Source organism: Bradyrhizobium sp. LTSP849 (assembly GCF_000938255.1).
Classification (GTDB): Bacteria; Pseudomonadota; Alphaproteobacteria; order Rhizobiales; family Xanthobacteraceae; genus Bradyrhizobium.
The window spans coordinates 45,776-57,587 of sequence record NZ_JYMR01000008.1 but is presented as its reverse complement, the minus strand read 5'-3'; the positions used below and the strand labels follow the sequence as shown (position 1 = coordinate 57,587).

Here is an 11,812-nt window from a genome sequence, read left to right as displayed (position 1 = left end):
TAGCCAAGGTCGCGTCAGCGCCGGACAGACGCCGCAGCTAGCGCTTCGGCTTGGGCAGCACAACTCTCCCCTGCGAGGCAATGCCGCCCCACTTGGCGGACCACCCGACTTCCGAGGCCGAGGCCGGCTCGATGCCTGCGGGACCTCGCGCACCCTGCAATGCAAACAGGGCGCCCTGGGGATCGACGCATCGCGCGATCCAGCAGCCATCGGGTAATTCGAGCGGCCCCTGGAGAATGCGGCCCCCGCCAGCGTTCACCTGCTTCGTCGCAGCGCCGATGTCCTCGACATTGAAGTAATGCAGCCAGCTCGGCTGAGCCACGCTCGGGACTTTGGTGAGCACGCCGCCGACGGTCTGCCCACCCGCCGAGAACAATTGATACAAGTCCGCCGAATCTGTTTGAGCGTCGGCCTTCTGCCAACCGAACAGCTCGCTGTAGAAATCGAAGATCACGGTCCGGTCGGCGGCCATTAGCTCATGCCAGCCAACGTGCCCCGGCGCGTCCAGCCGGCCCGGTTTCCCTCGGCCATATGTCGGTGTTTTGATCAGCCCGAACGTCGCGTTCTGTGGATCGGCAACGACTGCTATGCGGCCAATATTGGTGTCGGTCGGCGGCACAAAGATCGTGCCCCCGAGCCGCCTGATCTGCACGGCAGTCCCGTCCAGATCGTCGACCGCGACGTAAGCCATCCATCTCGGCGTGGCTCCGGATTTCCGCCCCTCTTCCGGGATATCCATAAGCCCGCCCAGCGGAGCGCCGTCGCTCCGAAGCACCGTGTAAGGCATGTCCGGAGTCGATTCGTCCTTCATACTCCAACCGACGGTCTTCCGATAAAACGCGCCTGCCGCCGCGACATCCGTGGTCATGAGTTCGTACCAAGCGAAACGTCCGCGTTGATCCGCCACGCCGATCTCCCCTTCAAGCCTGGATGCGATTGCGGCACTGCACCAAGCTGCACGCGCACACACTGTGCGGATCGTCGATGCATTCTGTCAACGAGGCGCGCCGATTCTGTTCATGAAGATGAATGCATGCTGAACGCGCAACGAGATGTTTTAATGCGCGCGAGCGTTGATTGCGCTATATCCAAGGCGTAGACTTAGCGCGACGGGGACGTTTCTTGCAATGCTCGGAGGTTCGACCATGCGGCAGGCGAAACAAATGTCTAAAGGGAAGAAGCGCGTCACTAAAGTCGCCGTACCGGCGCTCGGAGCCGCAGGGCTGACGTTTTCGCTGGCGGGAAGCGCATTGGCGTCCGCCGTGCCGACACCCGACGTACACCAATCACCGCACTTTGGACCGGGTCAGGCCATCACGTTCGGTGAAGAGGAAATGGCCGACGTCAGTCTCGCCACCTTCCATCTCTTCGACAAGGAAGACCTCAGTGGTCGCGTGCAAGTCGCCTGGCGCGGCTGCGGCGGCTGTCGCGGCTGCGGAGGCTGTCGCGGCTGCCGGGGCTGCCGATGTGGCGTCGGTTGCCGAGGCTGCGCCGTTGGTGTGGTGGGATGCGCCGTCGTATCATGCGCCGGTTGCTGTGCATCGTGGGGTCGCTGCCGCTGGTGCTAGACCTCGGCACGTTCCGAATGGCGTATCTACAAAGCCGACATATCATTGGCCGGTCCTGCAAAAGGGTCCGGCCAATTGCTTGGTTTCGCTCCTGCGCTTGCGCCGGCGATCTGGACGTAACGGCAACAGGATCAGCGTGCTGACTCAATGACTGCCAATCGCAAGACCCGCGTTGCGCGGCAGACCCGCAAAGACCTTCTCCGATTTGCACCGAACTTCACCGCCTACGTACTCCCGCCCGATGCGGTTTGCCTCTATTCCGAGGATCGCAAGTTCTTCCTGCACGGCGAACTCTACTGCGCCCTCGCTACTGCGATCGGGCAACAGGGCAAGGCCAGGCCGGAGATCATTCGCCTGCTTTCGAAGCGCTTCCCGGTCGACAAGATCGAGGAGGCGATCAAGCGGCTGCTCGATCGCCGATATGTCGTCGCACGGACCCTGCAAGCATTTGACGAGACCGTCGGCGGTTTCTGGGCAGGCCTCGGTCTGTCTTTGGAGGTCGCCGAACAAAATCTTCGCGATTGCCCCGTGCAGGTCGAGGCGATCGACGTCAAAGGCGCCAAGGAGCTGACCGCAGCCTTGAGTAAGCTCGGCGTTCAAATCGCCAAGCGCTCGCCGAAGCTCACGATCACGCTGGCGAACGATTATCTTGACCGGCGGCTCGGCGAATTGAACCAGGAGCGTGTGGCCGGCAAGACGCCATGGCTGCTGGTACAGCCGTCCGGCGCATTTCCGCTGGTCGGGCCCGTGTTCAAGCCGGGCGAGAGCGCCTGCTGGACCTGCCTGTTCGATCGCATGATCCGCAACCGGGAGATCAAGGGGTTTCTTGACCGCGAACAAGCGCGTGCGGTCGCCGTATCGTCACTTGTCAGCGACAGCGTCGGACAGACTGCAATCCATTTCGCGGCCGTCGAGATCGCCAAGGCAATCGCCTCGGGCTTTCGCACCGATCTGCACGATCACATCGCAAGCTTCGACCTCGCCGGCGCCGTCATCGCCAAGCACTACGTCGCGCGACGCCCGCAATGTCCGACTTGCGGCAGCAGGAAGCTGAACAACCCGAGCCGGTCTCCGACGCCGGTCGAGATCGCCGAAGGCAAGAAGCTCGTCATGACCAGCGGTGGATATCGCACCGTGACGTCGCGGGCGACGGTGTCGCGCTTCCGCAAGCATGTAAGCCCGCTGACCGGCGTGGTCACCCGGCTCGAGCGGATCGACGCCGATCTGCCGATGAACACCAATTACTTCGCCCAGCACAATTTCTCCGCGCCGGCCCATAGCATCGACCAGCTCAGGTCCGGATTGAGCGGCGGCAGCTATGGCAAGGGCTCGACCGCCGAGCAGGGCGAGGCCAGCGCGCTGATGGAGTCGATCGAGCGCTATTCGGGCATTTTTCAAGGCGATGAAATCAGGAAGACACGCCGCTTTGGCGATTTCGCGCCGGGCGATGCGCTTCTTCCCAACGATGTCCAGCTCTTCAGCGAAACGCAGTTCAAGCACAGGTTTCTCCAGCAGCCGGACGATTCCCATCCGGTTCCGGAGCCATTCGATGCCTCGGCGAAGACCGAGTGGTCGCCGGTCACATCGTTGCGCGACAAACGCTTCAAATATCTGCCGACCGGCCTCCTGTACTTCTTCTACGGTGGCTTCCATACGGATTCCAACGGCTGCGCAGCCGGCAACACCCGCGATGAGGCTATCGTCCAGGGCTTCCTCGAACTGATCGAGCGCGATGCCTACGCGATCTGGTGGTACAACCGGGTGCAGCGCGCCGCGATCGACCTCGAGCAGTTCGACGATTTCTACGTCCGGGACCTCCAGACTCAATTTGCGGAAGCCGGGCGCAAGCTGTGGGTGCTCGACGTCACCAGCGATCTCGGCATTCCCACTTACGTGGCGATCATGCACTGGATGCAGAATGGTCACGAGAATATCGAGTTCGGTTCCGGCGCGCATTTCGACCGCCGTATCGCACTGCTGCGCGCCCTCACCGAGCTGACCCAATTCATGTCCGTCGGCATGATGGGCGGCGCAAGCGGCGAGAAGCCGAGCCTTGACGGTATCACGCCGCTGCGCCTGGAAGACTATCCGTTCCTGATACCGAGCGACCGCCCGATCGTCCCCCCGGCGCCGAGCCTCAAGCTTCACGACAATACGCGTGACCAGGTCATTGCCTGCGTCGAGATCGCCGCCCGTGCCGGCTACGATTTCCTCGTGCTCGACCAGACCCGGCCCGACGTCGAGGTTCCCGTCGTCAGGGTGCTCGTTCCAGGCTTGCGTCATTTCTATCGCCGCTACGCGCCTGGCCGCCTTTACGATGTCCCGGTGAAGCTCGGATTGTTGGACCGGCCGCGACTGGAAAGCGAGTTGACGTCGTTCCTTCCGCACACCTGAAGGGCTGCTCTTTCGTGCGCGCTCCCCGGAAAAAGCCGACCAGGACAATCGCGCCCGACATTGCCGCCCGATTGAGCCATCGTTTCTCCCTTCAGATGCAGCTGGACGGAAACATCACCGCCTCTCTGGGCGACTATTCCGTCAACCTCGGACAGTTCAGCGCGGCCGCGATGGATCGCGCGCGACATCTGAGCACCGGCCTTCCGCTCGCGTCCTTTGCAGGCAAGAGCGCTCTCGCCAAGGAAGTCGACGCGCTGGCGCATCGGCTGGCCCGGCAAGGACTTCTGGAATACCGCCTCCCCTCCTCTCGTGACGAGCAAGACCTCGTGGTCATCGAGCCCCAGGTCGCCGAATACTGGCCGCGACGCGCGAAGCTCGGCAGCCGCGATACTATTGTGTTGTCTCGCTTTGCCTATCTGCGCCGTCGCGGCAATGAGATGGTGCTGGAATCCCCGCGCGCCGGCGCGCTGTTCCGGATTGGCGATCCCACCATCGCCGCGACCCTTGCCGTGCTGTCGCAGCCTCGGAAGATCAGCAAGCTCAACCTGCGGGCTGGCTCCTCGACGCTCTATCTGCTCGAACTGTTGCTGGACAGCCAGATCCTGCTCAAGCTCGCTGCGAAAGATGGCGACGGCCTGCGGGTGAATGAGGGCGACGGCAATCTCGTTCTCTGGGATTTCCATGATCTGGTGTTTCACACGCGGAGCACCGAGGGCCGGCAAGCCAATCCGGTCGGCGCCGCCTTCACCTATGCGAGCGTCGTTCCGCCGTCGCCCGCCGTGCGTCCGCCCTGGCCCGGCAGCAAGATCGACCTGCGCAAATTCTCCTCCTCCGAACCAGACTCACCCTTCCCAAAGCTGTTGCGCGAACGTCATTCGACGCGGGATTTCGACGACAAGCATCCGGTCACGCTCGGCGAACTCGCGCAATTTCTCGACACCACCGCGCGCGTGATGTCCGAATGGAAGAGCGGCCCCTATTTTGACGGCGGTTCCGAGGTCGACTACAGCACACGGCCTTATCCGGCGGCGGGCAGTGCCTACGAGCTGGAATTGTACCTGACGGTCTCGAGCTGCGAAGGGCTTGCGCGCGGACTCTACCACTACGATGCAGGAAGCCACGCGCTTGTTGCGATCAGCGCCTCCACTCAACAACTCCAGGCGCACGCGGCGGCAGCCCAGTTTGCCATGGACGCGCCGGGTCAGCCGCAAATCCTGATCACGATCGCCGCGCGCTTTGGCCGGATCTCCTGGAAATATAGCGCAATCGCATATTCGCTGATCCTGAAGGATGTCGGCGCCCTGCTCCAGACGTTCTACCTGGCGGCGACCGATATGGGCCTCGGCGGCTGCGCTATTGGCAGCACCAACATCGATCTGTTCGCGAAGATGACGGAGCTGGAATTCCATGTCGAGAGCCCGGTCGGTCAATTCGCGCTCGGGCGCGGCAGGAAGCTCGATATCCCAAGCTAGACGCTCGGGCAATTCGGCTCTCACCTCAAGCCAGTCGCGTTATTGCAGGGTCGGATCGAGCCTGTCGCGCAGCCAGTCGCCGATCACGGAGACCGCCAGCGTCGTGACGACGATTGTGGTGGCCGGCGCCAGCATGATCCAGGGGGCCCGCGTGAGGTATTCGCGGCCGTAGCCGACCATGTTGCCGAGGCTGGTCATCGGCGGCTGCACGCCGAGGAAGGACAGCCCTGACTCCATCAGGATCACCTCGGGGAAGACCAGCGTGGTCGAGACGATCAGGGTCGAGGCGATGTTGGGCAGAATGTGCCTGAGATAAATCCGCGCCGGCGTCGCACCGAGCTGCCGGACGGCAGCGGCATAACCTTGCGCATTGGCGGAAATGGCGAGGCCGCGGGCGATGCGGGCATAGCGCTCCCAACCGAACAATCCCATCAGGCCGATCAGCAGCGGCAGCGAGTTGCCGAAGAAGGCGAGCACCGCGAGCGCCATGATCAGGAAGGGCATGCTGGCCTGGAAGTCGGTCAGCATCAGCACGAACTGCTCGACGACCCCGCGGAAATGCGCGGCGAGGAAGCCGAGCGTGGTGCCGACGACGGCCGAAATCGCGGTTGCGCCGAAGGCGATCAGCAGCGAGATGCGGATCGAGACAAGCAGTCGCGACAGCACGTCGCGGCCGAGCTCGTCGGTGCCGAGCCAGTGCGCGACATTGCCGGGCGCAGACAGGCGATTGCGCAGGTCGAGTTGGGTGTAGCCATAGGGCGCAATCTTCTCGGCGAAGGCGGCAATCACCAGCATCGCGATGATCCAGGTGACCGCCAGCGCGACCGAGACCGGTATCGCCGGCAGGCTGATGCGGTAGCGAACGGCGCTGTCCTTCATCGTCGCGTCCGTCATGCGTGGGCTCCTTTGGCGCGCAGGCGCGGATCGAGGAAGCCGTAGAGGAAGTCGACGATCAGGTTCGACGTGACCATGGTCAGCGCGACCAGCAGCAGGATGCATTGCACGACGGCGAGGTCGCGGTTGGCGACGGCAACGACGAGCAGGCGGCCTACCCCCGGCCACGAAAACACGCTCTCGACCACGACCGCGCCCGCAATCAGCGTACCCACCATGAAGCCCAGAATGGTGACGGTCGGGATCGCCGCGTTCGGCAGCGCGTGCGAGATCACAACTCGGTGCCAAGGCACGCCTTTGGCCGACGCCGTGCGGATATAGGGCTGGCCCAGCACTTCCAGCATCGCGCTTCGCGTGAAACGCGCCAGCACGGCCGCACCGCCGAGGCTCAGCGTCGCGATCGGCAGGATGGCGTGACGCCAGCTGTCCTGCCCACCCGACGGCAGCCATCCAAGCTGCACGGCGAAGACGAGCACGAGCACCAGCGCAAGGACAAAACTCGGGACCGTGAAGCCGGCCACCGCCGTCATCATCACGGCGCGGTCGATCGCGGTGCCTCGGTGCAACGCGGCGTAGATGCCGGCGGGAATGCCGAGCGCCACCTTGAACGCGAAGGCCGGCAAGGTCAGCGCCAGCGTCGCCGGGATCCGCTCCAGCACGAGCTGGATCGCGGGCCTTCCGTCGCGCATGGAGCGGCCGAGCTCGCCCTTGGCGATGGCACCGAAGTAATCGAGATACTGGAACCAGATGGGATCATCGAGGCCCCAGGCCTTGCGGAAGGCGGCGAGGACCTCCGGCGGCGCTTCCGGTCCCAAAATCATCAGCGCGGGATCGCCGGAGAGACGCAGCACGATGAAGGCGAAGGTGACGACGAGGACGATCGTCAGGGCCGCGCGTCCGATGCGAATGGCGAAATAGCGTGCCATCAGGCCGCGTCCCGCGTTTGGACTTGCGGCCCCGTCACGAGATGGCAGGCGACTTGCCGGTCACCACCGACGGCCGAGAGAACCGGCGTCTCGGTCGCGCAACGCGCAACCGCGCGCGGACAGCGTGGATGGAACGCGCAGCCGTGCGGACGCGCGGCCGGGTTCGGCGGATCGCCCGCCAACACGATGCGGCCTGCGCTGCGTCGGCCGGGCGCGGGCGAGGCCGAGACCAGCGCTTGCGTATACGGATGCTCCGGCCGTGCAAAGAGATCATCGGCGCTGCCGATCTCGACGATGCGGCCGAGATACATCACCGCCACGACATTGCTGATCTGGCGGACGACGCGCAGATCATGGCTGATGAACAGCAGCGTCAGTGCGAGTCTTTCCTGGAGATCGGCGAGCAAGTTCACCACCTGCGCCTGGATCGAGACATCGAGCGCGCTGACCGGCTCGTCGCAGACCAGGAAATCGGGTTTTGTCGCAAGCGCCCGCGCCAACACGATGCGCTGGCGCTGCCCGCCGGAGAGCGCCCCGGGATAACGCACACCATGCGCCGGGGTTAGCTCGACCGCGCGCAGCAATTCGCGGACGCGGTCGTCGCGCTCGGCCGGCGTGCCGAGCCCGTGAATGTCCAGCGGCTCACGGATTTGCGCCGCGACCGGCAAGCGCCGGTCCAGCGCGCCCAACGGGTCTTGAAAGATCATCTGCATGCGCGCCCGTTGCGCACGCCACGCCGGCGTTCCAGGCGCAGCCATCGGCTTGCCGTCGAACCGCACCTCGCCGCGATCCGGCGGCTCGAGACCGAGCACGATGCGGCCCGTGGTGGATTTGCCGGAACCGGACTCGCCGACGAGGCCCAGCGTTTCGCCTTTGGGAATTGTGAGCGACACGCCGTCGACCGCGTGAACTGCGGTGCTTCGGCCGAACATTCCGGAGCGCATCGCATAGCTGCGCGAGATCGAGGACACCTCGACGAGCGACGCGCTCATTCGGCGGCGATCCCGAGCAGCGCGCGGCGCGAGGCCTCAGCGCGAATGCAGGCGACGGCGCGGTCGTTCGCGATCGGCGCCAGGCTCGGCGCGGCAAGGCCGCACGGCTCGGCCGCCAACGCACAACGAGGCGCGAAGGCGCATCCATCAGGCATTTTCGCGGGATCAGGCACCGTCCCGGGAATGGCGGTGAGGCGCCGGCGCGGCCCGTCGAGCGGCGGCAGCGCGCCGATCAGGCCTTGCGCATAAGGGTGCACGGGATCGGCGAATATCTGGTTGGCCGGGGCCTGCTCGACGATGCGGCCGGCATACATCACGGCGACGCGGTCGCAATTTTCCGCGACGACGCCGAGATCGTGGCTGATCAGGACCATCGCCATACCCATCTCGCGGCGGATCGACGACAGCAGCTCCAGGATCTGCGCCTGAATGGTGGCGTCGAGCGCCGTCGTGGGCTCATCGGCGATCAGCAGATCGGGATTTCCGGCCAAGGCCATCGCGATCATGATGCGCTGGACCTGGCCGCCGGAGAACTCATGCGGATAGGCGGAGAGCCGGCGGCCTGCGTCGGGTATGCCGACGAGGTCGAGCAGCCTCAGCGCTTCCGCTTTCACAGCCACGCCCGAGAGATCACGATGCAGCGCCAAGGCCTCGCAGAGCTGCTTGCGGATGGTCAGTACCGGATTGAGCGCGCTCGCCGGATCCTGGAAGATCATGGCGACCCGCCCGCCCCTCACCTGGTCGAGCTCGGCGGAAGGCGCGCCAAGAATCTCGCGCCCGTCGAGACGAACGGAGCCAGAGACGCGTGCATGCCGCGGCAACAGTCCCAGCGCGCCAAGCCATGTCACGGACTTGCCCGATCCGGACTCGCCGACGAGGCCGAGGGCCTCGCCCTTGTGCAACATCAGGTCGACGCCGCGCAGCACGGGCACACCGTTGAAGGCGACACTCAGGCCCTCGATGCTGATCAGCGGCGTCACCGATCAGACCTCGAAATTGCCGGCGCGGAAATCCATCGCGAAGGCCGGCGACGCCTTCCACTTGATCGATTTCGGCTTGGCCGTGAAGGTCGCGTTCTGGTGCAGCACCGTATAGGCGGGATCCTCGCGCTCGGCGATCTCCAGCATGCGGTGGAACGCCTTCTTGCGGGCGGCACGGTCGGTCGAAGTCTCCAGGAATTCGGAGAGTTTGTTCAGCTCGGCGTTGGTCCACTCGCCGATCTGCTGCTGCTGGCCGTTCGGGCCATGCTGGGCCACCAGCGATGACACGGGATCGTTGAAGGCGGCGGAGTTCGACCAGTCGCGCACGGCGCGGTTCGGCGCCCGTTCCATGATCTGCGACCAGTTCTCCTTGGTCTCGATCTCGACGTTGAGGCCGACCGATTTCCACATCTCGACCAGCACCTGCGCGGTCGCGACCTGGTTGGTGTAGTAATTGTTGAGCAGGCGATACGGGATCAGATCGCCCTTGTAGTTGGCCTGCTTCAAGAGATCCTGCGCAAGCTTCGGATCATAGGCCGGCACGCTCCAGTCGGCGTTGAACATGTCGCCGTAGAATTCCCACTGCAGCCCCTTCGGCACGCGGGTGCGGCCGGCCCACAGGCTGTCGACGATCGCCTGACGGTCGATCGCGTGGGTGAAGGCGCGCCGCACCAGCGGATTGGCGAGCTGGGCGTGGTTCTTGTCGAACACGGTCAGGCGGTGATTGAGGATGGTGCCGCCCTGCACTTCGAATGCAGCGTTCTTCTCGATGCCGGCGATCTGGTCCGGCGGGATGTCGCAGGCGAATTGGTATTCGCCCGAGAGCAGGCCGTTGATGCGGCTTGCCACTTCCGGCACTTCGAGGAAGCGGATGCGCTTGAGCGGCGGCCGGCCGCCCCAATATTCGTCATGTGCTTCGAGTGTCAGCGACACGTCGGGCTTGAGCTCGACGACCTTGTAGGGGCCGGTCGTGATCGGCTTGCGCGCCCAGTCGAGATAGCTCGCGGATTCAGCCCAGGCGCGGCGGTTTGCGATGTCGGAGCCGTAGCGCGACAGCCGGCCCTCGATGGTGACGTCGAGCGTCGCGTTGTAGAAGCGCACGGTGTACTTGTCGACGGCGTCGACACGCACGAGGTCCGGCCAGATGCGGCGAGCGACCGCGGGCACATCCGGCGGCAGTTCCTTGCCGGGCTTCGGCATCGGGATCTTCTCGAACGCCTGGATGGTGGAGCGGCTCTTGGCCTCGGTCTCGCCGAACATGCGCTCGCGGCTGAACGTGAAGACGACGTCTTCTGCCGTCAACTCGTCGCCATTGTGGAACTTGACGCCCTGACGCAGCTTCACCTCGACGGTCTGGTCGTCGATACGGCGCCATCCGGTGGCAAGCCCCGGCACGGCCTCAAGGCTGCCGCGCCAGTTCTTGGAGATCAGGCCCTCCCAGATCGAGGAGAAGAACACGCGCTCGCCGACATTGGACTGCTCGCGCAGCACGTCGAGCACGTTCGAGTTGGTCACCTTCTGCACGGCGATGGTTACCGACGGACGGTTGTCGGCCTGTCCGATCGCAAAGCGTGGCAGCAGAAGTGTGCTCGCGGCAGCGCCGCCGGACTTGAGGATGGTACGACGGGTGAGCTTGCGCATGACGATGGACCCCTGCCCTCTGTGATGTCTGTTATTCGGCGAGCTCGAGCGCGGCGAGATACGCGGCGCCGGCGCGAATGTCGTCGTGATTGCGAAGCTCGAGGATCAGCCGCGGGTTGGATGTCAGCCGGCCCAACGCGCGGAACACGGCCTCCCAGGGAATGTTGCCCTCGCCCGGCGCCCAGTGGCGGTCGGCAAAGCCGTCGGTGTCCTGGAGATGCACATGCGTCAACATGTCACCGGCAGCCTCGACGTAATAGTCGACCGGCGGCGCGCCGGTGGAGCCATGCGCGTAGTTGGCGTGACCGGTGTCGAGGGAGACGCGGACCTTGCTGCTTTCGAGCGCCTTGGCGAGCCGCACGCGGTCGCGCGGATCCTTGTCCTCGATGTTCTCGATCACGATCTCGCAGCCGATCGTTTCGGCACGCGCGATCACTTCGGCGAGCGTCGCCTTGACGCGTTCGACGAGATTGCCGCGGTTGTCCGGATAGAGATCGAGATTGTTGTGGTCCCAGGTCGTGAACGGCGAATGGATCACCATCTGCGTTGCGCCAAGGAATTCAGCGGCATCAAGGCCCTGAAGCAGGCGCTTCGTCACCGCCTGGCGGATCAGGGAATCGTGGCTGTCGATCTTGAAGCCCCAGAACGGGCCGTGGATGCCGAGCCGGCCGGTATGGCCTGAGAGCATCTGCTTGATGTCGCTGGCGGCGCTTCGCCAGTCGCCGTCGAGCAAATCCGCGCGAAAGAAATCCTGGATTTCGAGATCGCGCTGCCGGTCCAGAAGCCAGTCGCGGTGAGCGGGAATCGATTTGATGGACAGTGCGGCGCCCAACACCGGCTTCGACATGGCTTGCTTCCCTGATTGTCAGCGATGACAAGGGCAGCGCTAGACCAGTTCAGTGACAGGCCAGTGAAATGCAGGTTCCGCGGCGCTGAAGCGATGTG

The 11,812-nt window shown here is 64.5% G+C and carries 9 protein-coding genes; 2 read left to right on the top strand and 7 right to left on the bottom strand.

Annotation, left to right across the window (positions count from 1 at the left end; all coding sequences use genetic code 11):
- Positions 1–37: 37 nt before the first annotated feature.
- A complete protein-coding gene (locus UB31_RS06750; RefSeq protein WP_245305956.1) occupies positions 38–907 on the bottom strand; it encodes a VOC family protein in 870 nt (289 codons plus the stop codon).
- Between the two features lie 808 nt (positions 908–1,715).
- On the opposite strand from UB31_RS06750, the gene UB31_RS06745 reads away from it, so the two are divergent.
- Positions 1,716–3,962, top strand: a complete 2,247-nt coding sequence (locus UB31_RS06745; protein WP_045010302.1) for a TOMM precursor leader peptide-binding protein — start codon at positions 1,716–1,718, stop codon at positions 3,960–3,962.
- A 95-nt stretch (positions 3,963–4,057) separates the two neighbouring features.
- Complete coding sequence (locus UB31_RS06740; protein ID WP_045010301.1) at positions 4,058–5,434, top strand: SagB/ThcOx family dehydrogenase; 1,377 nt, start codon at positions 4,058–4,060, stop codon at positions 5,432–5,434.
- A 39-nt stretch (positions 5,435–5,473) separates the two neighbouring features.
- On the opposite strand, the gene UB31_RS06735 is transcribed toward UB31_RS06740, so the two are convergent.
- From UB31_RS06735 to UB31_RS06710, 6 genes are read right to left on the bottom strand one after another with little or no spacing between them, the layout of a single operon-like run.
- Complete coding sequence (locus UB31_RS06735; RefSeq protein ID WP_045010300.1) at positions 5,474–6,328, bottom strand: ABC transporter permease; 855 nt, start codon at positions 6,326–6,328, stop codon at positions 5,474–5,476.
- Positions 6,325–7,254: an ABC transporter permease gene (locus UB31_RS06730; protein ID WP_045010299.1), complete on the bottom strand. Its 930-nt coding sequence runs from the start codon at positions 7,252–7,254 to the stop codon at positions 6,325–6,327. The genes UB31_RS06735 and UB31_RS06730 overlap by 4 nt, the downstream gene beginning before the upstream one ends.
- Positions 7,254–8,246, bottom strand: coding sequence for an ABC transporter ATP-binding protein (locus UB31_RS06725; RefSeq protein WP_045010298.1), 993 nt, complete (start codon positions 8,244–8,246; stop codon positions 7,254–7,256). The genes UB31_RS06730 and UB31_RS06725 overlap by 1 nt, the downstream gene beginning before the upstream one ends.
- On the bottom strand, positions 8,243–9,226 hold the full coding sequence (locus UB31_RS06720; RefSeq protein ID WP_045010297.1) for an ABC transporter ATP-binding protein: 984 nt from the start codon (positions 9,224–9,226) through the stop codon (positions 8,243–8,245). Before UB31_RS06720 ends, UB31_RS06725 begins: the two co-directional genes overlap by 4 nt.
- A 3-nt stretch (positions 9,227–9,229) precedes the next feature.
- Positions 9,230–10,867, bottom strand: coding sequence for an ABC transporter substrate-binding protein (locus UB31_RS06715; RefSeq protein ID WP_045010296.1), 1,638 nt, complete (start codon positions 10,865–10,867; stop codon positions 9,230–9,232).
- A 31-nt stretch (positions 10,868–10,898) separates the two neighbouring features.
- On the bottom strand, positions 10,899–11,714 hold the full coding sequence (locus tag UB31_RS06710; RefSeq protein WP_045010295.1) for a sugar phosphate isomerase/epimerase family protein: 816 nt from the start codon (positions 11,712–11,714) through the stop codon (positions 10,899–10,901).
- Positions 11,715–11,812: the final 98 nt, after the last annotated feature.

Coding starts and splice junctions, on each gene's coding strand:
- UB31_RS06725 (WP_045010298.1), bottom strand. CDS start 8,246: ATGAGCGCGTCGCTCGTCGAGGTGTCCTCGATCTCGCGCAGCTATGCG.
- UB31_RS06745 (WP_045010302.1), top strand. CDS start 1,716: ATGACTGCCAATCGCAAGACCCGCGTTGCGCGGCAGACCCGCAAAGAC.
- UB31_RS06740 (WP_045010301.1), top strand. CDS start 4,058: ATGCAGCTGGACGGAAACATCACCGCCTCTCTGGGCGACTATTCCGTC.
- UB31_RS06730 (WP_045010299.1), bottom strand. CDS start 7,254: ATGGCACGCTATTTCGCCATTCGCATCGGACGCGCGGCCCTGACGATC.
- UB31_RS06735 (WP_045010300.1), bottom strand. CDS start 6,328: ATGACGGACGCGACGATGAAGGACAGCGCCGTTCGCTACCGCATCAGC.
- UB31_RS06710 (WP_045010295.1), bottom strand. CDS start 11,714: ATGTCGAAGCCGGTGTTGGGCGCCGCACTGTCCATCAAATCGATTCCC.
- UB31_RS06715 (WP_045010296.1), bottom strand. CDS start 10,867: ATGCGCAAGCTCACCCGTCGTACCATCCTCAAGTCCGGCGGCGCTGCC.